Source organism: Agromyces tropicus (genome assembly GCF_039531345.1).
Classification (GTDB): Bacteria; Actinomycetota; Actinomycetes; order Actinomycetales; family Microbacteriaceae; genus Agromyces; species Agromyces tropicus.
Window position 1 is genome coordinate 231,555 of record NZ_BAAAPW010000002.1, and the last position, 22,767, is coordinate 254,321.

The window sequence follows — 22,767 nt, forward strand, 5'->3', positions numbered from 1 at the left end:
CCACCGTGCTCACCGTAGCGGCCCGCCCTCGGCGATCGCGACGACGAGACCGGCGAGGAGTGCGATCCGTTCCGGTGCGCTCTCGAGGTCGAGCCATTCGTCGACCCCGTGGTCGCCGCCGCCGACCGGACCGAGCCCGTCGAGGGTCGGCACGCCGAGTGCCGCCACGAAGTTCGCGTCGGAGGCGCCGCCCGTCGCGGCGACCTCGAGGTCGGTCCCGAGCGACCCGGCCACGTCCAGTGCCATCGCCGCGAGGCCGGCGGTGGCGCTGCGCTCGAGCGGCGGGCAGACGTCGAGACGCTCCACGTCGATGCGAGCGCCCTCGACGACCGGGCGGCGGGCGCGATCGTCGATCGCGTCGAGGGTGGCGACGAGTTCCTCGAGTCCGACCGAACGGACCTCGAGGTGCAGCTCCGCGGTGTCGGGCACGATGTTCGCCCGCGAACCGGCCGCGACGCGACCGACGTTGATCGTCAGGCCCGGGACGGTCCCCGACAGCTCCTGCAGCTCGAGCACGAGGCGCGCGGCCTCGACGGCGGCGTTCACGCCGCGCTCCGGCTCGACGCCCGAGTGCGCGGCCCTCCCGTGGACGGTGACGCGGACGTCGGCGACGCCCTTGCGGGCTCCGACGAGGTCGCCGTTCTCGCGAGCGCACTCGAGGCACAGCGCGGCATCCGCCCCGGTCACGAGTCCGGCCATGATCGCCCGGCTCGCGGGCGATCCGACCTCCTCGTCGGGGGTGAGGACGAGGACGAGCTCACCGAACGCGCGGTAGCCGAGGTGGTCCAGCGCACGCGCGGCCGCGAAGCCGGCCGCGACGCCCGCGGCGTCGTCGCACACCCCCGGCCCGGAGGCAGTGGCCCCCTCGATGCGGAACGGGCGCTCCGCGGCGGTGCCCGCCGGGAAGACGGTGTCCAGGTGCGCGAACAGCACGATCCGCCGGGAGCCCTCGCCGCGGCGGCGGCCGACGACGACGGGGCCGTACGCGGCGCCGTCGCACGGGGGCGTCGGGACGACCTCGACCTCGAAGCCGTCCGCGCGCATCGCGCCCGCCGCCCAGTCGGCGGCGCGGGTCACGCCCGCCGCGTCGTGCGAACCCGAGTCGATGTCGACGAGCCGGCGGAGGTCGCTGCGGAACCGCGGGTCGAGGACCCGGGCGGCATCGCGCAGCTCGGACGGGGTGGGCGGGGAGGCGGTGCGCGTGCCGGTGGTGGTCCGGGTGGTGCCGCGCCCCACTAGAGCACCTTCGACAGGAAGGCGCGGGTGCGCTCCTCGCGGGGGTCGACCAGGACCTGCGCCGGGTCGCCGGCCTCGACGACCACGCCGCCGTCCATGAACACCGCCACGTCGCCGACCTCGCGCGCGAAGCCGATCTCGTGCGTCACGACGATCATGGTCATGCCCGACTCCGCCAGCCCGCGCATCACGTCGAGCACGTCGCCGACGAGCTCCGGATCGAGGGCGGAGGTCGGCTCGTCGAAGAGCATCACCTCGGGTTCCATGGCCAGGGCGCGGGCGATCGCGACGCGCTGCTGCTGGCCTCCCGAGAGCTGGGCCGGGTACGTGTCGGCCTTCTCGGCCAGCCCGACCTGGGCGAGCAGGGCGCGGGCCTGCTCCTTCGCCTGCGACCTGGAGCGGCCGGCCACCTGCACGGGCGCCTCGATCACGTTCTCGAGCGCGGTCATGTGGGGGAACAGGTTGAAGCGCTGGAAGACCATGCCGACCTTGCGGCGCTGCGCGGCGACCTCCTTCTCGCGGAGCTCGTGGAGCCGTCCGTTCCGCTCGCGGTAGCCGACGGTCTCGCCGGCGACCCGGATCATGCCGGCGTCGACCTGCTCGAGGTGGTTGATGCAGCGCAGGAAGGTGGACTTGCCGGACCCCGAGGGCCCGAGCAGGCAGACGACCTGCCCGCGCTCGACCGACATCGTGATGCCCTTCAGCACCTCGAGGCTGCCGAAGCGCTTGTGCACGTCGACGGCCTCGACCATGGGCCGGTCGGCGACGGATGCCGCGGGTGCGGACTGCGGGATCGTGGTGGTCATGACGCCGACTCCTTCTTCGAGGCGCGCGCGGCGCGCGACTCGCGCGACGGGAGCGCGATGCTCTGCGTGAACGTGGACACGCGCGATCCGATGGTCGGTCGCGCCCCGGTGAAGCCGCGGCCGTACCGACGCTCGAGCCACATCTGCGGGATCGAGAGGATCGAGGTGAGCGCGAGGTACCAGATCGCCGCGACGATGAGCAGCGGGATGATCTTGTAGTTCTGGGTGTACGCCTCGCGGATGTTCGACATGAGGTCGTCGCCGGCGACGATGGCGACCAGGGAGGTGCTCTTCAGCATCGTGATCGTCTCGTTGCCCATCGGCGGGATGATGACGCGCATGGCCTGCGGCAGCACGACCCGTCGCAGCGTCTTCGCCGGGGACATGCCGAGGGAGTGCGCGGCCTCGGTCTGCCCGTGGTCGACGGACTGGATGCCCGCACGCACGATCTCGGCGGCGTAGGCCATCTCGTTCAGGCCCAGGGCGAGGAGCGCGGCGACGGTGGCGGGGATCAGGTCGCTCGTGGTGAACGACCAGAACTCGACCGAGGTGAAGGGGATCCCGATCACGATCTTTGGGATGAACGCGCCGATGAAGCCCCAGAAGATGAGCTGCAGCAGCAGCGGCGTGCCGCGGAACACCCAGATGAAGAGCATCGCGGCGATCGACAGGACGGGGTTCGGCGAGAGTCGCATCACGGCGACGACGATGCCGCCGAAGACGCCCATGACCATCGAGGCGGCGGTGAGCCAGAGGGTGATGAGCACGCCGTCGATGGTGAGCGGCTTGAAGAGGTACTCCCCGACGGTCGGCAGGTCGAGGTTCGGGTTCTGCAGGATCGAGGAGAGCGATCCGATCCCGATCACGAGGACCAGGACGGCGGCGATCCATCGCCCCGGGTGGCGGACGGGCACGGCCTCGATGGGCCCGGGGCGGGCGCCCGGGGCACCGCGGGGTGCCTCGGGCGCCGCCGTGGATGACGGCTGCGTTGCGGTCATGGGTGGTGCTTCCGTTTCGGTCGGGCCCGTCGGGCTCACTTGGCGTCGGCGGCGCCGTTGATGGTCGCTTCGTCGATCCCGATGCCGGTGACGCCGTACTGGTCGAGGATGGCCTCGTAGGTGCCGTCGTCCATGAGGGACTGCAGCGCGGCCCGGATCGCCTCGGCGAGGGCGTCGTCGGCCTTCAGGACGCCGATGCCGTTGAGGGTCGCGTCGTACCCGTTCGGCGCCTCCGGGTCCTCGACGACCTCGAAGGTGCCGCCGTCGTTGGTCGTCTTGGCGACGTAGCCGGCGCTCGGCTTCGTGAGGAGCGACGCCACGGCCTTGCCGCTCGTGATGGCGAGCTGCGCGTCGGCGTCGGAGGGGAACTCGGACAGCGCGATCGGCTGCAGGCCCTCGGCCTCGCACTCGCCCTGCCACACGTCGTTCACGAGGTCGACCTGGCTGGTCGCGGCCTGCACGGCGACGGCCTTGCCGCAGAGGTCGTGGAAGCCCTCGATGCCCTCGGGGTTGCCCGCCGTCGTGAGGATGCCGGTGCCCGACGCGGAGTAGTCGACGAAGGTGAGCACCTCCATGCGCTCGACGCTCGAGGTCATGGCGGTGATGGTGACGTCGAAGTTGCCGGCCTGGAGCGCCGGGATGATGCCGTCGAAGGCCTGCTGCTGGAAGTCGAAGTCGATGCCGAGCTTCCCGCCGATGGCGTGGCCCAGGTCGACGTCGACGCCCGTGAGCTCGTCCGAGCCCTCCTCCTCGAACATCTCGAACGGCGCGTACGGCGCGTCGGTCGCGACCTTGACGGCGCCCGCCTCGGCGATGTCGGCGGGCAGGAGCTCGGCGGCGGCCTCGTCGACGGTGATCTCGATGCCGGCGACCTCGACGGCCTCGGCGGCGGCCGCGCTGTCGTCGCTGCCGGCGGCGGTGCCGCTGCAGCCGGCGAGGAGCAGGGCGCCCGAGAGCGAAGCGGCCACGACGGCCGTGCGGGTGGCGGGGGGTGACATCTTCATGGTCTGGTCCTTCTGATCGCTGCGGTGGGATCGGTGCAGGACGAGTATGTAACATCCGTTCCGAAATGGCCAGAACTTTTTCATCTTGTAACAAGATCGAGGGCGCCGGCGATCGCGGGCACATCATGCCACGTCCGGGTGGAGCCTCTTTCGGAAATCCGTAGCGTGCGTTAGCGTGACGGTCTCCAGAGCAATTTCTGTAACGCACATTCCAAGGAGGCAATCGTGCGACCTCTCTCCCCTGCACTGGCGACGTGCGCGACCGCAGCGCTCGTCCTCGCGTTGGCGCCCGCGGCCGCCGGGCCGGCCGCTGCCGCCCCGGCCGAGCGCGCGAACGGTCCCCACGCCGTCCTGATCGGCGGCAACCTCGATGAGAACGCGGAGATCCTCCGGGCGATCGTGGACCTCGCCGACCCCGACGGCACGGGCCCCGCGAAGGCCCGCATCGCGATCGTCACCGCCGCGGCGCGCCCCGCGCGGACTCCCGAGCAGGCCGCCGACTCGTCGTTGAACAACGCCGCCGCCAACGGCCTGTACTACTCGGAGCTCTTCCAGCAGTACGGCGCAGAGACGTACGCCGTGCCCGTCGACACGGCGGACGACTACGCCGGCGACGAGTACCGCCCCGACCGGGCCACCGATCCCGGGGTCGTCGCCGAGATCGGCAGGGCCACCGGCGTCTTCTTCGGCGGCGGGGACCAGATGCGCTACGTCCGCACCCTGCAGGACTGCGAGCCCGCCCCGCTCGAGGCGTTCGAATCGTGCGCGGACACCCCCGTGCTCTCCGCGCTCCGCGCCGCCGCCGACCGAGGCGTGGTCGCGGGCGTCAGCGCCGGCCTGACGATCCAGCAGGGCGCCGACATGGTGACCGGCGGAGAATCGTACGAAGCCTGGCGGGACGGCGCGACGGCGGGCTACCTCGACGACCCCACCGAGCTCGGCTACCTGCCGTCCGGCGGCTTCGGCTTCGTCGAGGGCGTGCAGATCGACAGCCACTTCACCACGTGGGGCCGGCAGGGCCGGGCGGTCGAACTCGCCCTCGAGACGGGCCACGACCTCGTGCTCGGCGTCGACGAGACCACCGCCGTCGTGCTCGACCGCGCGACCGGCATCGGGCGCGTGATCGGCGAGCACGGTGCGTCGCTGCTCGACCTGAGCGACGCACGCGGAACCGACGGCGGCGTCGCCGGGGTCCGCTGGAGCTATGCCACCGCCGGCGACTCCGTGAACCTGAAGCGCGGCCTCGCGCTCGCGGCCGACGGCTCCTCGGCCGTCCGGCCCACCGCGGGCCCGGTTGCCGAACGCAGCGACGTCTGGGATTCCCTCGACGGCGCCGGCGGCGTCTACTCGCTCCGCGACCTCGCTCGCGAGACCGTCGCCTCGAGCGCACGGACGGGGAGCGGGACCAGCCACGAGACGTCGCCGCAGTTCCGGACGACCCTGACCCGCGAGCCGGGCACTCGGGCCTGGACCACGCCCGCGGGCTCCGTCTCCTTCGCCGGCCTCGTCATGCGGATCGAGGTCGTCCCACCCGCGAACTGAACCTCGACGCGGCCGACGGGCGGCGGACGGCACCCCGGTGCCGTCCGCCGCCCGCGTCAGGCCATCGTGTCCAGGATCGCCGTGAGCTGCTCGAGGCTCGTCTTCGGATTCACGATCGCGAACCGGGTGTTCGGTCGCCCCGCGTGGGAACTCGGCGTGACGAACGCGTGCTGCTCGTCGAGCAGGCGGGCGGACCACCGCGCGTAGTCCGCCTTCGTCCACCCCTCGCGTTCGAAGACGACGACGGACAGCTGGGGCTCGCGGACCAGGCTGAACCCGTCGCGACGCTCGATCTCGCGTGCGATGTCCTGCGCCAGGCGGATCGAGGCGCCGATCGCCTCGCGATACGCCGCCGCGCCATGCGTCGCGAGCGAGAACCAGAGCGGGAGGCCGCGTGCCCGCCGCGTGAGGTGGGCCGCGTAGTCGGAGGGACTCCACTCGCTCGTCTCGGTCAGCGTGTCGAGGTACTCGGCGTGCTGGGTGTGCGCCCGACGTCCCGACTCCGGGTCGCGGTAGATCAGCGCGCAGGCGTCGAACGGCGCGAACAGCCACTTGTGCGGGTCCACGATCACCGAGTCGGCGCGTTCCACCCCCGAGAAGCGGTGCCGGGCGGCCGGGGAGAGCATGCCGGCCAGGCCGTACGCGCCGTCGACGTGGAACCAGACGTCGAACTCGTCCGTCAGCGCGGCGATCGAGGCGAGATCGTCGACGATGCCGAAGTTCGTCGACCCGGCGGTGGCGACGACGGCGAAGACGGATGCGCCGTGCTCGTCGAGCGCGGACCTGACCGCGGCTCCGCGGAGCACCCCGTCCTCGCCCGGGGCCGAGTGCGCCTCGGCGCTGCAGACCACCTTCCACCGCTGCGGCATCTCGGCCCCGTCGCGCGCGACGGCGCCACGAGCATGCTCGCGCGCGGCCACGAGCGCCGAGAGGTTTCCGAGGGTGCCACCCTGCACGAAGACCCCGCCTGCGCCGGAGGGGAGTCCGAACTCCGCGGCGAGCCAGGACAGCACCTCGTTCTCGGCGTACACGGCGCCGGCGCCCTCGAGCCAGGACCCGCCGTACAGCGCACTCGCCGAGACGACCAGGTCGAACGCGACGGCCGCCTTCGTCGGCGCGGTGGGGATGAACGAGAGGTACTGCGGATGATCGGTCGTGATGCACGCGGGCGCGAGGACGTGCTCGAACCGCGCGAGCGCGCGGTCGGCGCCGATGCCGTGCTCGTCGATGCTGCGACCCGCGAGCCGGGCGAGGTCGACGGGCGGGATGGGCTTGTCCAGCGGCGTGTCGTCGGACAGGATCCGGTCGCGCGCGTACCGGAGCACGAGTTCGACGAGATCCGTGGTCGGCACGGAGACCTCGTGCATGGATGCACGCGACGGCGGGGCGACGGGACCGGACATGCTCACACCTCTCGACGGGACTCGATCCAGCTTGCGTATCAACGGCGGGATTCGCAAATCGGCGTCACGCTTTCGCACCTTCACGCACATTCCGTGCGCACAGATCAGTATGCGCGGCGCATCATTGCGCTTCTCCGTCGACGGCCCCGCACGACGGAGCCCGGAGTGCGAGGAGGGCGTCGGGAGCGGGCTCGGGATCAGCCCTCCCGGAGCTCCGCCATCGCGCGGTCCGGATTCGGGCACGCCTCGTCCAGCGCCGCCTGGAACTCCGGGTCGAGCGGACGGTCGCCGGTCGTCGGGTACCAGAGGTATCCGGGCCACGCCGAGACCCACTCCTCGCGCGTCGGCGGGGGCGGGTTGTCGAGCCCGTTCGCCGCGTAGCACGGTGCCAGGAACCGGCTCAGGTAGTCGAAGATCCAGCCGAGCTCGGCCTCGTTCGCGAGCGGCGCGACGACCTCGAAGGGATGCGCGGCGCGGCAGCTCCACGCCGCGACGGCCTGCCCCTCGTCCGACGGCATCGCCGAGACGGAGGCGGGCGGGCCCGAGAGGTCGGGCGTCGAGTACCCGAACTCGAGGTCGAGCCCGGCGGACTCGTAGCAGGCCTGCATGACCTCGACGTACTCGGCCTCGGTGACGTACGAGTCGAACGGATCCGCGGGGCGTGCGGCGCCCGGGTACTGCGCCAGCACCCCGGCCCAGTCACCGTCCGCGGTTCGGATGCGCTCGGCCTCGGACTCCGCGTCGGTCAACGGCGGATCGGGCTCCGGGACCGGCCCGAGGTCGGGCATCGGGATCGTCGCAACCGCGAACGGCGACTCCCCCGTCTCCTCGGACGCGCTGACGGGTGCGATGAAGGCCGCGCACCCGGAGAGGGCGGTGACGGCGAGGACGGAGGCCGCGGTGGCGAGGACGATCGCGGCCCGGTCGCGCAGGTCAGGGCGCGCGACCGTGGAAGGTCGGGTCATGGGTCGATGCTGGCGGACATCCGGCCGCGGGACAAGGGTGGGAGCGCCGCCGGTCAGTGCACGTACTCGAGCAGGTCGGCGCCCACGCGCCGCATGCCGTCGAGCACCGCGAGGCGCGACGCGAGCTGGGTGTCCGCGAAGTACATCGAGACGGCGTACGCGACGCTCGCGCGCGGGCCGCGCAGCACGCCGACCTCGCTGCGGACGCCCCCGTCGGTGCCCGTCTTGTTCATGAGCAGCAGGCCGTGGTCGGGCGTGCGGTGCGCGAGCGGGTCGAGGCCGAACGCGGACGCCACCATCGACAGGTCGGCGTTCAGCGAGAGCCAGCCGACGACGCGCTGGGACACCTCCGGGCTCACGATCTCGCCCCGCGCGAGCGAGGCGAACAGCCACGTGAGCTCCTTGGCCGAGCCGATCGACAGCTGCGGGGCGTCGTCCGGGCCGCGGTGGTCCCGCACGAGGTCGAGCAGGGCCGTCCGGGTGAGGCCGAGGGCCTCGGTCCGCGATCGGACGGACTCGAGCCCGATGTGGCGGATCAGCACGTTCGTCGCGAGGTTGTCGCTCGTCGCGCCGACGAGCGCCGCGAGGTCGGCCATCGGCAGGGACGGCGTCTGCAGGTGCTGCCAGATGCCCGAGTCGCCGACCGCGTCGCGCGGCGCGCGATCGAGCACCGCGAACGCCTCTGGGCTCGCGGTGCCGAGGCGCGTGGCGACCTCGACGAGCAGCAGCACCTTGCCGATCGACGCCGTGGGCATCACGACGTGGTCGTCGACCGAGAACAGCACGCGCCCGGTGGCCAGGTCGGTCGCTCGCGCCGACACCTGCACGCCGCCGAGCGCCAGCTCGCCGAGTGCGTCGAACCCGCGTGAGAAGTCCTCGGAGGTCTCGTCGGTGCGGTGCCGCGCATGCCGGAAGGAGGCATGGCGGGCACGGCGCTCAGAGCCCTGCGAGGTCACCACGGCGGTACGGCGGACTTTCGTTCGGGTCGTGCGCTCCCCCACCGCGGCATCGCGGTGCGCTCGACGGGATCGGACGGGGGGTAGGGGCGAGGGCTACCAGATGCGGACGCGCTCGTCGGGCTCGAGCCAGAGCGCGTCATCGGGTTCGACCTCGAAGACAGTGTAGAACTCGTCGATGTTCCGGACGATCTGGTTGCACCGGAACTCGCTCGGCGAGTGCGGGTCGATGGCGAGCAGGCGCTCGACCTCGGCGTCGCGGGCCTTGAGCTGCCACGCCTGCGCCCACGACAGGAAGAACCGCTCACCGCCGGTGAGTCCGTCGACGACCGGCGCCTCCTCGCCGTCGAGCGAGAGCAGGTACGCCTTCCACGCGATCGCGGCGCCGCCGAGGTCGCCGATGTTCTCGCCGATCGTGAGCGCGCCGTTGACGTGCGCCGGATCGCCGTCGCCGTCGCCGTCGGCGAGCTGCGCCGGCACGAGCACGTCGTACTGGTCGATGAGCACCTTGGTGCGCTCCTCGAACGCGGACCGGTCGGCCTCGGTCCACCAGTCGGTGAGGCGGCCGTCGCCGTCGAAGCGCGAACCCTGGTCGTCGAACCCGTGGCCGATCTCGTGGCCGATGATCGCGCCGATGGCGCCGTAGTTCGCGGCCGGGTCGCGCTCGGCGTCGAAGAAGGGGAACTGCAGGATGGCGGCCGGGAAGACGATCTCGTTGAAGCCGGGGTTGTAGTACGCGTTGATCGTCTGCGGGGTCATGAACCACTCGTCGCGGTCGATCGGGTTGCCGATCTTGCCGAGCTGCCGGTGGAACTCGAACTCGGCGGCCGCCCGCACGTTGCCGATGAGGTCGGCGGCATCGACCTCGAGGGTCGAGTAGTCGCGCCACTTCACGGGGAAGCCGATCTTCGGCGTGAACTTGCGGAGCTTGTCCAGCGCGCGCTCGCGGGTCTCCTCGCCCATCCAGTCGAGGTCGGCGATCGACTGCCGGTACGCCTCGACGAGGTTGGCGACGAGTTCGTCCATCGCCTCCTTCGCGGCGGGCGGGAAGTGCCGCTCCACGTAGATGCGGCCGACGGCCTCGCCCATCGCGCCCTCGACGAACGAGACGCCGCGCTTCCAGCGCTCGCGCAGCTCGGGCGCGCCCGTGAGCGTGCGGCCGTAGAAGTCGAAGTTCGCCTCGACGAAGTCGCCGGCGAGGTACGGCGCCGAGCTGCGGATGACCTGCCAGGCGAGCCAGTCCCGCCAGGCCGGCAGCCGGTCGGTCGTGAACAGCGCGCCGACGCCCTCCACGAAGCTCGGCTGGCGCACCACGAGCTCGGCGAACGCCCCGTCGGGCACGCCCATCGCGTCGCGCCAGACGTCGAGGTCGACGGCGGCCTCGTCGAGCACCTCCGACCACGGCGTCAGGTTGTACGTCTTCTGGCTGTCGCGCGAGTCGACGTTGGTCCAGTGCGTCGCCGCGATCTCGGTCTCGAGGTCGAACACGCGCTGCGCGCGCGCGGCGGCGTCGTCGAGCGCGGCGAGGCCGAACATCCGCTCGAGGTGCGCGCGGTACTTCTCGCGGATGGGAGCGAACCGCTCCTCGCGGAAGTAGCTCTCGTCGGGCAGCCCGATGCCGCCCTGCTCGACGAACACGAGGTAGCGCTCGGGGTCGCCCGGGTCGTTGTCGACGAAGAGCTGCGCGAAGCCCGAGACGCCCTGCCGCTCGAGCGTGCCGATCGCCGAGAGCAGCTGCGGGATCGTGCCCGGCAGCGACGCCTCGACGAGCTGGCCGGCGATGGGCGTCGCGCCGAGCAGTTCGGCGCGCTCCTCGTTCATGAACGAGGCGAACAGGTCGCCGACCTTGCGCTCCTCGGTGCCGGGCTCCGCCTGCCGGGCCTCCTCGAGGATCTCGCGGACGGCCTGCTCGGCCTCCTCGTGGAGCACGATGAACCCGCCGTAGCGGGCCTTGTCGGCGGGGATCTCGGTGCGCTCGATCCACTTGCCGTTGACGTGGCGGAAGAGGTCGTCCTGCGGGCGTACCTCGGCGTCGAGTTCATCCAGGGTGATGCCGCTGGGCTTCGTCGCATCGGTCATCACCCCAGCCTAGGCCGACCGTCGCCCCTCGTCCTGAGCGGATGCCGCGAACGGCGGGCCGTGTCGCTCAGCGCAGCTGCGCGAAGCCCTCCGCCTTGCGCGTCGGGCCGACGACGAGCACCGTGTCGCCCTCGCCGAGCACCGTCTCCGCGTCGGCGTTGCGCCACTCGCCGCCCCGGTGCTTGAACGCGGCGACCGTGACCCCGAGCTCCTTGCGCAGCGCGGTCTGGCCGAGCGGCACGCCGTGGAAGCGCTCGGGCGCCGCGGTCTTCACGATGGCGTAGCCCCGCTCGATCTCGATGTAGTCGAGCGCCGCACCGCGCACCAGGTGGGCCACGCGGCGGCCCATCTCGGCCTCGGGCCGGATCACGTGGTGCACGCCGAGCTGCTCGAGGATCACGGCGTGCTGCTCGGTCACGGCCTTCGCCCAGATCACCGGGATCTTCATGCCGAGCAGCACCGAGCAGGTCAGGATCGACGCGGTGATGTCGGTGCCGATGGCCACGACGACGCGATCGAACTCGTCGACGGCGAGCTGCCGCAGCACCTCCGACTTGGTCGAGTCGGCGCGGACGACCTGCGTGAGCTCGCCGTTCAGCGCCTGCACGATCTCCTCGTCGGCGTCGATGCCGAGCACCTCGGTGCCGCCGGCCATGAGCTCGAGCGCGAGTGAGCTGCCGAACCGGCCGAGCCCGATCACGGCGACCGAGTCGGCCTCGGCGATCCGTCGCGACGTGTCCGATGCGCCGCCGAACAACGTGAACCTAGCCAATGGCGGGCCTCTCCTTCGGGAGTTCGTAGAGGATCCGGCGGTCGCGCAGTGCGATGGCCGATCCGAGGGTCAGCGGGCCGATGCGGCCCAGGAACATGAGCAGCACGAGCACGACCTCGGCCGCCGGCGGGAGGTCGCCCGTGATGCCGGTCGAGAGCCCGACGGTGGCGAACGCCGACACCGCCTCGAAGGCCACGAGGTCGAGGTCGAGCTTGGTCAGGTGCATGAGCAGGATGATCGCGGTCATCACCGCGCCGACGGCGACGAGCGCGACCGTGATCGCCTGCCGGTGCACCGCGCGCGAGAGCCGCTTGCCGAAGATGTTGACGGCGCCCTCGCCGCGGAACTCGGTCAGGAGGATGAAGAACAGCACGGCGAAGGTGGTCACCTTGATGCCGCCGGCGGTGCCCGCCGGGCCGCCGCCGATGAACATCAGCACGTCCATGACGACCCAGCTCTCGTCGTGCATCATGCCGACGTCGATGCTGTTGAATCCGGCGGTACGGGTCTGCGTCGACATGAAGAACGCGGCGAGCAGCTTCGATCCCGGGTCGAGCGGCCCGAGCGTGTCCGGGTTGTTCCACTCCGCGATGGAGAGGTAGGCGAACCCGCCGACGAGCAGAACGAGCGTTCCCCAGAGGACCAGCTTCGTGTTCATCGACCAGTGGATCGGGCGCCGGAACTCCTTGCGGAGCTGCATGATCACCGGGAACCCCAGTCCGCCGAGGATGATCGCGGCGCACATCGGCAGGCAGATGAAGGGGTCGGAGACGAATCCCATCATGTTGTCCGTGTACAGGGCGAAGCCCGCGTTGTTGAACGACGAGACCGAGTGGAAGAGCGCGTACCAGGCGGCATCCCCCGGGTTGTCGTCGTAGGCGAAGAGGAACCGCGGGAACAGGAACAGCCATGTCACGGCCTCGATGCCGAACGAGATGAGCACGATGCCGCGCACGAGGCCGCGCACGTCGTCGTAGCCGACCGCCTTGGCCTCCGCGGCCGTGTTCAGTCGCGAACGCACGCTCATCTTGCGCGCGAGCACCAGTCCGATGAGCGAGGCGAAGATCATGATGCCGAGGCCGCCGAGCTGGATGAGCAGCAGGATCACGGAGTGGCCGAGCGGGCTCCAGTGCAGCTCGGTGTCGACGACGGTGAGACCGGTCACGCAGACCGCGCTCGTCGCGGTGAACAGCGCGTCCGTGAACGAGGTGCCGCCCGGCTCGACCGTCATCGGCGGGAGCCAGAGGAGCAGGGTGCCCCCCATCACGGCGGCGGCGAACCCCACCACCACGGCCTGCGCCGGGTGGAGCCGGATGCCCCGTCGGAAGCGATGGGGCCGCGGTACGCGGACCGACTCGCGGGAGGTCACCGCGGAATCATACGCCTGTTGCGGGGAGGTCACGCCGCTCCCCCGCGCGGAACCGGGGGGATCGCCCCGCGTCGCCGGGCGGTGCGATCATCGGATCATGCTGAACACGATCCTCAACGTCGTCTGGCTGATCCTCGCGGGCATCTGGCTGTGGATCGGCTACATGCTCGCCGGGCTGCTCATGTGCATCCTCATCGTCACGATCCCGTGGGGCATCGCCTCGTTCCGCATCGCGAACTACTCCCTGTGGCCGTTCGGCCGGCGGGTCGTCTCGAAGCCGACCACGGGGGCCTGGTCGTTCCTCGGCAACGTCGTGTGGGTGCTGCTCGCCGGGTGGTGGCTCGCACTCGAGCACCTCGTGACGGGCGTCCTCATGTGCCTCACCATCATCGGCATCCCCCTCGGCATCGCGAACTTCAAGCTGATCCCCGTCTCGCTCGCGCCGCTGGGCAAGGAGATCGTGGAGGACTGACGATCCGCACATCCAGACCCACGACGGATGCCGCCCGCCGCGCCGTCGACCGCGACATCCTGCGCCTTGCGGTCCCCGCGCTCGGCGCCCTCATCGCCGAACCGCTGTTCCTGCTCGCCGACACGGCGATGGTCGGGCACCTCGGCGCCGCGCCGCTCGCCGGCCTCGGACTCGCCAGCGCCGTGCTGCAGACCATCGTCGGCCTCATGGTGTTCCTCGCCTACGCGACGACGCCGTCGGTGGCGCGGCGCCTCGGCGCCGGAGACGAGCGCGGCGCCGTCGCGGCGGGCGTCGACGGCCTCTGGCTCGCGCTCGGGCTCGGCGCGCTGCTCGCCGTGGCGGGATGGTTCGCCGCCCCGTGGCTCGTGGCCGCCTTCGGCGCCTCCGCGGGCGTCGCCGCCGAGGCATCCGCCTACCTGACGATCTCGATGGCCGGGCTCCCGGCGATGCTCGTCGTCTTCGCCGCCACCGGCCTCCTGCGCGGCCTGCAGGACACCCGGACGCCGCTCTGGGTCGCGGGCATCGGCTTCGCGGCCAACATCGGCCTCAACGCGCTCTTCATCTACGGCCTCGGCTGGGGCATCGCCGGGTCGGCGGTCGGCACGGTCGTCGCGCAGTGGGGCATGGTGCTCGTCTACCTCGTCGTGGTCGCGCGGCACGTCGCGCGGGTCGGCGCGAGCGCGTGGCCGCACCATGCGGGCGTGCTCCGGGGCGCCCGTGACGGCGGCTGGCTCTTCCTCCGCACGCTGAGCCTCCGGGTCGCCCTGCTGCTCGCCACGTGGGCGGCGACGGCGCTGGGCCGCGACGAGCTGGCGGCGTACCAGGTCGCCATCACGATCTACTTCACGGTCGGGTTCGCCCTCGACGCGCTGGCGATCGCCGCGCAGGCGCTCATCGGCAAGGGCCTCGGCAGCGGGGACGTGGAGCAGGTGCGCGCGGTGCTCCGCCGGTGCGTGGAGTGGGGCGTCGGCGCGGGCGTCGCGATCGGCGGGCTCGTCGTGGCGACCGCCTGGGTGCTGCCCGCCGCGTTCACCTCGTCGGCCGAGGTCGCCGCGCTGCTGCCGCCGTCGCTCGTGGTGCTCGGGCTCTCGGCGCCGCTCGGCGGACTCGTGTTCGTGCTCGACGGCGTGCTCATCGGCGCCGGCGACGCACGCTACCTGGCGTGGACCGGACTCGTGAACCTCGCCGCGTTCGTGCCGCTCGCGCTCGGGGTGGTCTGGTGGGCGGGTGCCTCCGGCGCCGACGTCCCCGGAGCCGCAGCCCTGGCGGCGCTCACCGCCGCGTTCTCGCTCGGCTACCTCGCCGCCCGCGCCGTCACCCTGTCGTTGCGCGCCCGCGGACGGACGTGGATGGTGGTCGGCGCCCCGGCGTGACCAATGGCCCGTCCGCCCGGCCGGGCGGCCCGTAGGTTCGAGGCACCGCCGACCGAAGGAGGCCGACATGCGCACCGATCGCCGCGCGCACCGGGTCGCGACGCGTCTCGCCGGGGCGGCGCTGGCCGCCTCCGTCCTCGTCGCCCTCACCGCCTGCCTGCCCGTCGTGACGCCGGGCGAGCGGCGGACCGAGGACCGCACCATCGCCGATGCCTCGGGCGTCGTGCTGCGCACCTCCGGCGACGTGACGATCAGCCTCGGCAGCGAGCCCGCGCTGACGGTCACCGGCGGGGCGAACGTGCTCGAGCGGCTCCGCACCGACGTCGAGGGCGACCGGCTGGTGATCGACCTGCAGCGGGGCCCGATCGTCGTCGGGGCGAACGAGCTCGACATCAGCATCACGCTCACCTCGCTCGACGAGGTCGTGATCAGCGGGTCGGGCGACGTGAGCGCCGAGTTCGGCGATGCCGACGACGTGTCGCTCGAGATCCGCGGGTCGGGCGACATCACGGCCGAGGGGCTCGATGCGACGTCGGTCCGGGCCGCGATCAGCGGATCCGGCTCGATCGAGCCGGCCGGGACGGCCGCCCGCCTCGAGGTGGACGTGAGCGGGTCGGGGAACGTCGACGCCTCCGGGCTCAGGGCGGAGGAGGCGGTCGTTCGCCTCTCCGGCTCGGGCGAGATCACGGTCGACGCGTCGGACACGCTCGACGTGACGCTCTCGGGGAGTGGCACGGTGCACTACTCGGGCCGGCCGCAGGTGCGGAGCAGCATCTCGGGGTCGGGCTCGATCACGCCCGACTGAGCCGGCTCGTCCGGGCCGGATGCGCGCACGCGTCAGGCGCGCGGCGGCGCCGTCGTCTCGCCGACGTGGAGCTCGCTCGTGAAGTCGGTGCCCGCGGCGGCCTGGCCCGAGAGCATCCGCACGACCGCCTCGCCCGCGGCGCGACCCTTCGCGACCGACGGCTGCACGAGCGTCGTCAGGTCGTGCTGCAGGCCGTCGACGCGGATGCCGTCGAAGCCGACGACGCTGAGGTCGCGCGGCACCTCGAGGCCGAGCTCCTCCGCTGCGCCGATCACGCCCGCGGCGAGCAGGTCGCTCTGCGCGATGACCGCGGTGGGCCGGGTCGCGGCATCCGCCAGCAGCGCCCGGCCCGCCTCGAGGCCCTCCTCGATGGAGCTCGCCGCCGCCACCTGCGCACGGATGCCGGGGTAGACGTCACGTGCGCCCCGCAGCCGTTCGACGGCGGTGTCGACCGTCGCGGCCGATTCGATCTCCGGGGTCAGCGGGCCGCGGGCCCGGCTCGCCTCGAAGGGCAGGGTCACGGTCGCGACGTCCTCGTGTCCGAGGGAGCGGAGGTGCTCGGCGCCGAGGCGCGTCGCCTCGCGGTTGTCGATGGTGATCTCGGGGATGTCGCCGCCGGGCGCGCCCTCGATGGCGACCATGGGGATGCCGCGGCGCTGCAGCGCCTCGACCTGGCGGAAGAACTTGGGACTGCATCCGATGAGCACGACGGCGTCGACCGGGGCGGTGTCGAGGCTCACGGGCGCGGCCGGGTCCCCGGAGTCGGTGAACAGGAGCAGGCCTGCGCCGAGCGACGCGATGCCCTCGGCCAGCCCGTCGAGGGTCTGGATCTTCACCGGGTCGAGGAAGGCGGCGCGCACGCGCTCCTCGAGCACGACGCCGACGATGCCGGATCGACCGCGTCGGAGCGATCGCGCCCGCGGGTCGGGGCCGGCGTAGCCGAGCTCGTCGGCGGCGGCGAGCACGCGCTCCTTGGTGGCATCCGACACCGGGCCGGAGCCGCTGAATGCCAGCGAGGCGGTCGACGCCGAGACGCCGGCGTGCGCGGCGACGTCGGCGAGCGTCACGCGCGGGACGGCGCCGGTGGTGGCGGCGGGTTCGGGGCTCACCCTTCGATTGTACGGTCGAATCGATTCGAGCCCCCCACCCCACCCGCGCTCCTGGCGGATCGCTGAGGCGGCGGGGATCAGGGACGCTCGGCGATCTCCTTCACCTTGGCCACGAGCGCGTCCCACATCGCCGCCGAGTGGGCGGCGGCCTCGGCCGTCGGGTTGTTGTCCTGTGCGAGCGTCAGCACGGTCTCGTCGTCGCCCTCGAGCGTCCAGGTGAGGGTGTGATGGTTCTCCGGCGCCTCGTCGTCCTCGCGGCGAGCGCTGAAGTGCGTGTGCACGAGGCGGCGCGGCGGCTCGATCGCGAGCACGGTGCCATGGTCCTCGTACGGGCGCCCCTCCCACTCGCCGCGCCACGAGAGCTCGCCGCCCTCGGTCCAGTCGGCGTCGAGCTCGGTGCCGAACATGAACTCGCGCGCGGCCGCGGCGTCGGTGATGACCGACCACACCCGGTCGGGCGGCGCGGCGATCTCGATCGTCGACGTCGCGACGTGGTCGTCCTGCATGGCCCACCTCCGCTCGCGGGGCGACGGCCGCCCCTCGCGCAGTCGGGACGCTACGCCGCCTCCGCCCTGCCCGCAGCCCCCTTGCGCGACCGGCGGGCCGGACTCACACGGCGGCGAGCACCGCGTCGCGCGCCGCGGCGAACGCGGCGACGCAGCGGCGCACCTCGTCCTCCGAGTGCGCGGCCGAGAGCTGCACCCGGATGCGCGCCTTCCCCTTCGGCACGACCGGGTACGAGAAGGCCGTCACGTAGACGCCCCGCTCCTGCAGCGCATCCGCGATGCGCGCGGTGAGCGCCGCGTCGCCGAACATGACCGGGACGATCGGGTGCTCGCCGGGCAGGAGGTCGAAGCCGGCCTCCGTCATCAGCTCGCGGAAGAGCGCCGCGTTCGCCGTGAGGCGCTGCCGCAGCTCGCCCGACTCGCTGACGAGCCGCAGCGCCTCGATCGTGCCCGCGACGATGGCGGGGGCGAGCGTGTTCGAGAAGAGGTACGGCCGGGCGCGCTGGCGCAGGAGGTCGACGATCTCCTGCCGCGCGGCGACGTACCCGCCGGACGCGCCGCCGAGCGCCTTGCCGAACGTGCCGGTCGTGATGTCGACCCGGCCCTCGACGCCGCAGTACTCGGGCGTCCCGCGCCCGTGCTCGCCGACGAAGCCGACCGCGTGCGAGTCGTCGACGAAGACGAGCGCGTCGTACCGCTCGGCGAGATCGCAGATCTCCTGGAGCGGCGCGAGGTAGCCGTCCATCGAGAAGACGCCGTCGGTGACGATCACCTTCCGGCGCGCGTCGGAGGCCTCCTGCAGCTTCGCCTCGAGGTCGGCCATGTCGCGGTTGGCGTACCGGAACCGGCGGGCCTTCGACAGCCGGATGCCGTCGATGATCGACGCGTGGTTGAGCTCGTCGGAGATGATCGCGTCGTCGGGCCCGAAGAGGACCTCGAAGACGCCGCCGTTCGCGTCGAAGCACGAGGAGAACAGGATGGTGTCGTCGTAGCCGAGGAAGCCGGAGACCGCGCGCTCGAGCTCGAGGTGCAGCTCCTGCGTGCCGCAGATGAAGCGCACGCTCGCGAGGCCGTAGCCCCAGTCGTCGAGGCCGCGGTGCGCCGCGGCCACGATGCGCGGGTCGTCGGCGAGGCCCAGGTAGTTGTTCGCGCAGAAGTTCAGCACCGTGCGGCCGGCGACCTCGATCTCGGAGGACTGCGGGCCGTGGATGCCGCGCTCGCGCTTGGTGAGGCCCGCGGCCTCGATCTCGTCGAGCTCGGCGCGCAGTTGCGCCTGCACCGATCCGTACATGCTCAGATCTCCGTCCAGTCGAGGATGACCTTGCCGACCCCGCCCGAGGCCGCGGCGTCGAACGCCGCGCGCCACTCGCGCGCCGGGTAGCGGTCGCTGATGATGGATGCCACGCGCTCGCGCAGCACGGGGCTCGTCTGCAGCATCGCGCTCATCGAGTTCCAGGTCTCGAACATCTCGCGACCGTAGATGCCCTTGAGCGTCAGCATGTGCGTGACGACCTTGCCCCAGTCGATCGCGAACGGCTCGCTCGGCAGGCCGAGCAGGGCGATCCGGCCGCCGTGGTTCATGTTGTCGATCATCTCGGGCAGCGCCTTCGCGGAGCCGGACATCTCGAAGCCGACGTCGAAGCCCTCGCGCATGCCGAGGCGGGGCTGGAGGTCGCGGACCCGTTCGCGCGACACGTCGACCGTGGCGTCGGCGCCCATCTGCATGGCCAGCTCGAGGCGCGCCGGGCTCACGTCGCTGGCGACGATGAAGCGGGCGCCCACGTGCCGCGCGACGGCGATCGACATGAGTCCGATCGGCCCGCATCCGGTGACGAGCACGTCCTCGCCGACGACCGAGAAGGCGAGCGCGGTGTGCACGGCGTTGCCGAACGGGTCGAAGATCGCGCCGACCTCGGGGCTCACGTCGCCGTGGTGCACCCAGACGTTCTCGCCGGGCAGCACGATGTACTCGGCGAACGCGCCGTCGCGGTGCAGGCCGACCCCCTGGGTGCCGGCACATGCCGCACACGATGTGGCCCTCGCCCGAGACGCGGTCGCCGATCGCGACGTCGTGGACCAGTTCGCCGACCTCGACGACCTCGCCGTAGAACTCGTGCCCCGGGATGAGCGGGGTGCGGATCTCGGACGCGGCCCAGTCGTCCCACTTGTCGATGTGGAGGTCGGTTCCGCAGATCCCGGTGCGGAGCACCCTGATCTTCACGTCCGCCGGACCCGTCTCGGGTTCCGGTCGGTCGACGAGTTCGAGTCCCGCGCCGGGCGCGGACTTGAGGAGGGCCTTCATCGGCGATGCGTCCTGACTTCGTACGGGCGCCCGCGGGATGGGCCGGCGCCGGGCTCGCACGCCGAGGGTCACGGCGCGCGTCGAGGTGACCCGTTCATCGTAACGAGCGGTGCGGGCGGATGACGCCGGGCCGCCGCCGGTCGATACCGGGGCGACGGCGACGGCCTCCGGCGCCGAGACGCGGACCGCCGGGACGTGGACGAGGACGGGGCCCCTTCCGGCGGCGTCCGTCCTCGATTGCGGTCATCATCACACGGCCACGGGCGGCGGCACCACCCCCCGTTTCGCCCTCGTCGGCGTGTCGCGACGAATGGAGGTCACGTGCGCTTGCGACCCGCTCCCGAACCGGTCTATCCTCGAATCGATTCGAGTCGAATCGATTCGACCATTCGCCGCAGACCACCCCGACGACGAGGCAGTAATGTCGCAGCACCGAGACCACGCAGAGACCATGAGCGAGCACGACCGGCACGCACCCGCATCCGGCGCCGACGACACGGCCGCCGCGCGACCCGCGCCGCCCGCCCGCCCGCGCCGCGAACTCGTCGCCTGGCGCAACGCGATCTTCGCGATCTTCTTCCTCTCCGGGTTCAGCCTCGCCAGCTGGGTCGCGCGCATCCCCGCGATCCGCGACGCCGTCGGCCTCAGCACGCAGGGCGTCGGCCTGGTCATCCTCATGGGGTCGATCGCGTCGATCGTCGGGCTCGTCGCCGCACCCTGGCTCATGGCGCGCTTCGGCGCGCGACTCGGCATGATCGGCGTGCTCGTCACCGTCGCCGTCGGCCTGGTCTCCGTCGGGCTCGGCGGCTCGGTGCTCCCGAGCGTCGCACTCATCGTGCTCGGGCTGGCGCTCTTCGGATTCGGCAACGGGGCGGTCGACGTCATGATGAACGTCGAGGGCGCCGAGGCCGAGCGCGAACTCGGCAAGACGGTCATGCCGCTCATGCACGCCTTCTTCAGCTTCGGCACGGTCGCGGGCGCCTCGCTCGCCGCCGCGGCCTCCGCGCTGGGCCTGCCGGTCGCGGTCCACCTGCCCGCGATCGCGCTCGTCGTCGCGGTCGGCATCGTCATCGCCGTCCGCTTCGTCCCGCTCCGCGAGGAGCTCGGCGACGAGACCGCGGACCAGCCGCATGAGCCGCTCGGCGTGCGGATCCGCCGCAGCCTGTCGGTCTGGACCGACGTGCGCCTGCTCCTGATCGGCGTCGTCATGCTGGGCATGTCGTTCGCCGAGGGCAGCGCCAACGACTGGATCGCCCTCGCCGTCGTCGACGGCCACGGCCTCGACGCGACGACCGGCGCCGCGGTCTTCACCGTGTTCACGATCGCGATCACGGGCGCGCGCGTGCTCGGCGGGCCCTTCATCGACCGCTTCGGCCGCGTGCTCATGCTGCAGGTGATGGCCGGCATCGGCGTCGTCGGGCTCGCCCTGTTCATCTTCGGCACGCAGCCGTGGATGCTCGTCGTGGGCACCCTGCTCTGGGGCATCGGCTGCTCGCTCGCCTTCCCGGTGGGCATGTCCGCTGCGGCCGATGTGCCCGACCGGGCGGATGCCGCGGCGCGCGTGTCGGCGGTCGCGATGATCGGCTACTGCGCCTTCCTCGTCGGCCCCCCGCTCATCGGCTTCCTCGGCGAGCACTTCGGCATCCTGAACGGCCTGCTGGTGCTGCTCGGCCTCATGGTCATGGCGGGCATCGCGGCGCCCGCCGCCCGCGAGCGGAACCGGGTCGCGCCTCAGCGCCGGGGCCGATAGCGCAGGCCGACCACCCCGCCGGCGTACCGCCGCTCCTCGACGAGCTCGAAGCCGAGCGCGACGGGCGTCGGGAAGGCGGCCGTGCCGCCGCCGACGACGACCGGGTGCACGTGCAGCGAGACCTCGTCGACGATGCCGGACGCGAGCGCCTGCGACGCGAGCTCGGGGCCGCCGACGGCGACGTCGCGGTCGGCGGCGTCGGCGAGCGCGCGCACCTCGTCCGGGTCGAACGTCCGCGAGATCCGCGTGCGCGGCGCTCCGGCGAGGTCGTCCTCGCCGAGCGTCCGCGAGCACACCACCTTGTCGGCGCCCGCCCAGATGCCGGCGAAGTCGCGCACCGGCCCGGGCTCGTCCGAGACGTCCATCACGTCCCACGCCCGCAGCACCTCCCACACGCGGCGGCCGAGCACGAACGTGCCGACGTCGCGGACGTCGTCGTTCACGGCCGCGTGCACGTCCTCCCCGGGCATCGCCCAGTCGAACCGACCCTCCCGGTCGGCCACGTAGCCGTCCAACGACATCTGGTTGCCGTACACCACGCGCCCCATCGCGCCCCCTTCCGCCGATGCCGCAGCCCGCGGCCCGCCCTCCGGTCCAACGTAGACTTCTCGGGTGCGTCTCGTCATCGCCCGCTGCTCCGTCGACTACGCCGGCCGACTCTCGGCGCACCTGCCCCTCGCGACGCGCCTGCTGATGGTGAAGGGCGACGGGAGCCTGCTCGTGCACTCGGACGGCGGCAGCTACAAGCCGCTGAACTGGATGAGCCCGCCCTGCACGCTCGCGGTCGCCGACCCCGACGACGACCAGCGCGCGGCCGGTGTGGTCGAGCTCTGGAAGGTCACCCACGCGAAGACCGCCGACCAGCTCGTGGTGTCGATCCACGAGGTGCTGCACGACTCGTCGCACGAGCTCGGCGTCGACCCGGGGCTCGTCAAGGACGGCGTCGAGTCGCACCTGCAGAAGCTCCTCGCCGAGCAGATCGAACTGCTCGGCGACGGCTACCGGCTGGTACGGCGCGAGTACATGACGGCCATCGGCCCGGTCGACATCCTGGCGACGGATGCCTCGGGCGGCTCGGTCGCGGTCGAGCTCAAGCGGCGCGGCGACATCGACGGCGTCGAGCAGCTGACCCGCTACCTCGAGCTCATGAACCGCGACCCGCTGCTCGCGCCCGTGTCGGGCGTGTTCGCGGCGCAGGAGATCAAGCCGCAGGCGCGCACGCTCGCCGAGGACCGCGGCATCCGCTGCGTCGTGCTCGACTACGACGCGATGAAGGGGATCGAGAGCGGGCACGCGCGCCTGTTCTGAGCGCGCGTACAG

The 22,767-nt window shown here is 72.2% G+C and carries 20 protein-coding genes and 1 pseudogene; 6 read left to right on the forward strand and 15 right to left on the reverse strand.

Annotated features, from left to right (window positions below):
• Positions 1-9: 9 nt before the first annotated feature.
• From ABD230_RS06850 to ABD230_RS06865, 4 genes are read right to left on the reverse strand one after another with little or no spacing between them, the layout of a single operon-like run.
• Positions 10-1,236, reverse strand: coding sequence for a M20/M25/M40 family metallo-hydrolase (locus tag ABD230_RS06850; protein WP_344370814.1), 1,227 nt, complete (start codon positions 1,234-1,236; stop codon positions 10-12).
• Positions 1,236-1,988, reverse strand: coding sequence for an amino acid ABC transporter ATP-binding protein (locus tag ABD230_RS06855; RefSeq protein WP_344373242.1), 753 nt, complete (start codon positions 1,986-1,988; stop codon positions 1,236-1,238). Before ABD230_RS06855 ends, ABD230_RS06850 begins: the two co-directional genes overlap by 1 nt.
• Positions 1,989-2,038: 50 nt before the next feature.
• On the reverse strand, positions 2,039-3,040 hold the full coding sequence (locus ABD230_RS06860; RefSeq protein ID WP_344370817.1) for an amino acid ABC transporter permease: 1,002 nt from the start codon (positions 3,038-3,040) through the stop codon (positions 2,039-2,041).
• A 35-nt stretch (positions 3,041-3,075) separates the two neighbouring features.
• Entirely contained in the window at positions 3,076-4,044 is a 969-nt protein-coding gene (locus tag ABD230_RS06865) for an ABC transporter substrate-binding protein (RefSeq protein WP_344370818.1), read from the reverse strand.
• A gap of 225 nt (positions 4,045-4,269) precedes the next feature.
• Between ABD230_RS06865 and ABD230_RS06870 the strand changes: the two genes are divergently transcribed.
• Positions 4,270-5,586 carry a cyanophycinase gene (locus ABD230_RS06870; RefSeq protein WP_344370820.1) on the forward strand — a complete coding sequence of 439 codons (1,317 nt, stop codon included), beginning with the start codon at positions 4,270-4,272 and terminating at the stop codon, positions 5,584-5,586.
• A gap of 56 nt (positions 5,587-5,642) precedes the next feature.
• Here ABD230_RS06870 and ABD230_RS06875 read toward each other — a convergent pair whose 3' ends face one another.
• The 6 genes from ABD230_RS06875 to ABD230_RS06900 form a co-directional block, all read right to left on the reverse strand.
• The gene (locus tag ABD230_RS06875) at positions 5,643-6,989 is read right to left on the reverse strand and encodes a pyridoxal phosphate-dependent decarboxylase family protein (protein ID WP_344370823.1); all 1,347 of its coding nucleotides are present in this window, start codon (positions 6,987-6,989) and stop codon (positions 5,643-5,645) included.
• 197 nt (positions 6,990-7,186) lie between these two features.
• Positions 7,187-7,954 (reverse strand): hypothetical protein, encoded by a 768-nt coding sequence (locus ABD230_RS06880; RefSeq protein ID WP_344370824.1) that lies wholly within the window; start codon positions 7,952-7,954, stop codon positions 7,187-7,189.
• 53 nt (positions 7,955-8,007) lie between these two features.
• Positions 8,008-8,913: a serine hydrolase gene (locus tag ABD230_RS06885; RefSeq protein ID WP_344370826.1), complete on the reverse strand. Its 906-nt coding sequence runs from the start codon at positions 8,911-8,913 to the stop codon at positions 8,008-8,010.
• A gap of 93 nt (positions 8,914-9,006) precedes the next feature.
• Positions 9,007-10,989: a M13 family metallopeptidase gene (locus tag ABD230_RS06890; RefSeq protein ID WP_344370829.1), complete on the reverse strand. Its 1,983-nt coding sequence runs from the start codon at positions 10,987-10,989 to the stop codon at positions 9,007-9,009.
• 67 nt (positions 10,990-11,056) lie between these two features.
• Entirely contained in the window at positions 11,057-11,761 is a 705-nt protein-coding gene (locus ABD230_RS06895) for a potassium channel family protein (protein ID WP_344370833.1), read from the reverse strand.
• Positions 11,754-13,130 carry a TrkH family potassium uptake protein gene (locus tag ABD230_RS06900; protein WP_344370836.1) on the reverse strand — a complete coding sequence of 459 codons (1,377 nt, stop codon included), beginning with the start codon at positions 13,128-13,130 and terminating at the stop codon, positions 11,754-11,756. The genes ABD230_RS06895 and ABD230_RS06900 overlap by 8 nt, the downstream gene beginning before the upstream one ends.
• Before the next feature lie 100 nt (positions 13,131-13,230).
• Here ABD230_RS06900 and ABD230_RS06905 point away from each other — a divergent pair, with 100 nt between their 5' ends.
• The 3 genes from ABD230_RS06905 (at position 13,231) to ABD230_RS06915 (ending at position 15,780) form a co-directional block, all read left to right on the forward strand.
• The gene (locus ABD230_RS06905; protein ID WP_344373244.1) at positions 13,231-13,602 is read left to right on the forward strand and encodes a YccF domain-containing protein; all 372 of its coding nucleotides are present in this window, start codon (positions 13,231-13,233) and stop codon (positions 13,600-13,602) included.
• 2 nt (positions 13,603-13,604) lie between these two features.
• Positions 13,605-14,975, forward strand: a complete 1,371-nt coding sequence (locus ABD230_RS06910; RefSeq protein ID WP_344373246.1) for an MATE family efflux transporter — start codon at positions 13,605-13,607, stop codon at positions 14,973-14,975.
• 67 nt (positions 14,976-15,042) lie between these two features.
• A complete protein-coding gene (locus ABD230_RS06915) occupies positions 15,043-15,780 on the forward strand; it encodes a head GIN domain-containing protein (RefSeq protein ID WP_344370839.1) in 738 nt (245 codons plus the stop codon).
• Between the two features lie 32 nt (positions 15,781-15,812).
• On the opposite strand, the gene ABD230_RS06920 is transcribed toward ABD230_RS06915, so the two are convergent.
• From ABD230_RS06920 to tdh, 4 genes and pseudogenes are all read right to left on the reverse strand, one after another.
• Positions 15,813-16,889, reverse strand: a complete 1,077-nt coding sequence (locus tag ABD230_RS06920) for a LacI family DNA-binding transcriptional regulator (protein WP_344370841.1) — start codon at positions 16,887-16,889, stop codon at positions 15,813-15,815.
• Between the two features lie 77 nt (positions 16,890-16,966).
• Entirely contained in the window at positions 16,967-17,395 is a 429-nt protein-coding gene (locus ABD230_RS06925; protein WP_344370844.1) for an SRPBCC domain-containing protein, read from the reverse strand.
• Between the two features lie 103 nt (positions 17,396-17,498).
• Positions 17,499-18,686: a glycine C-acetyltransferase gene (locus ABD230_RS06930; protein ID WP_344370845.1), complete on the reverse strand. Its 1,188-nt coding sequence runs from the start codon at positions 18,684-18,686 to the stop codon at positions 17,499-17,501.
• A 2-nt stretch (positions 18,687-18,688) separates the two neighbouring features.
• A pseudogene (gene tdh, locus ABD230_RS06935) lies at positions 18,689-19,697 on the reverse strand (L-threonine 3-dehydrogenase).
• A 421-nt stretch (positions 19,698-20,118) separates the two neighbouring features.
• Between tdh and ABD230_RS06940 the strand changes: the two are divergent.
• Positions 20,119-21,447: an MFS transporter gene (locus tag ABD230_RS06940; protein WP_344370847.1), complete on the forward strand. Its 1,329-nt coding sequence runs from the start codon at positions 20,119-20,121 to the stop codon at positions 21,445-21,447.
• On the opposite strand, the gene ABD230_RS06945 is transcribed toward ABD230_RS06940, so the two are convergent.
• Positions 21,429-21,995, reverse strand: coding sequence for a dihydrofolate reductase family protein (locus ABD230_RS06945; RefSeq protein WP_344370851.1), 567 nt, complete (start codon positions 21,993-21,995; stop codon positions 21,429-21,431). The genes ABD230_RS06940 and ABD230_RS06945 overlap by 19 nt on opposite strands.
• A gap of 64 nt (positions 21,996-22,059) precedes the next feature.
• Here ABD230_RS06945 and nucS point away from each other — a divergent pair, with 64 nt between their 5' ends.
• Entirely contained in the window at positions 22,060-22,755 is a 696-nt protein-coding gene (gene nucS, locus ABD230_RS06950) for an endonuclease NucS (protein ID WP_344370853.1), read from the forward strand.
• Positions 22,756-22,767 lie beyond the last annotated feature (12 nt).

Coding starts and splice junctions, on each gene's coding strand:
- ABD230_RS06855 (WP_344373242.1), bottom strand. CDS start 1,988: ATGGTCGAGGCCGTCGACGTGCACAAGCGCTTCGGCAGCCTCGAGGTG.
- ABD230_RS06860 (WP_344370817.1), bottom strand. CDS start 3,040: ATGACCGCAACGCAGCCGTCATCCACGGCGGCGCCCGAGGCACCCCGC.
- ABD230_RS06865 (WP_344370818.1), bottom strand. CDS start 4,044: ATGAAGATGTCACCCCCCGCCACCCGCACGGCCGTCGTGGCCGCTTCG.
- ABD230_RS06875 (WP_344370823.1), bottom strand. CDS start 6,989: ATGTCCGGTCCCGTCGCCCCGCCGTCGCGTGCATCCATGCACGAGGTC.
- ABD230_RS06880 (WP_344370824.1), bottom strand. CDS start 7,954: ATGACCCGACCTTCCACGGTCGCGCGCCCTGACCTGCGCGACCGGGCC.
- ABD230_RS06890 (WP_344370829.1), bottom strand. CDS start 10,989: ATGACCGATGCGACGAAGCCCAGCGGCATCACCCTGGATGAACTCGAC.
- ABD230_RS06915 (WP_344370839.1), top strand. CDS start 15,043: ATGCGCACCGATCGCCGCGCGCACCGGGTCGCGACGCGTCTCGCCGGG.
- ABD230_RS06925 (WP_344370844.1), bottom strand. CDS start 17,395: ATGCAGGACGACCACGTCGCGACGTCGACGATCGAGATCGCCGCGCCG.
- ABD230_RS06930 (WP_344370845.1), bottom strand. CDS start 18,686: ATGTACGGATCGGTGCAGGCGCAACTGCGCGCCGAGCTCGACGAGATC.
- ABD230_RS06940 (WP_344370847.1), top strand. CDS start 20,119: ATGTCGCAGCACCGAGACCACGCAGAGACCATGAGCGAGCACGACCGG.
- ABD230_RS06945 (WP_344370851.1), bottom strand. CDS start 21,995: ATGGGGCGCGTGGTGTACGGCAACCAGATGTCGTTGGACGGCTACGTG.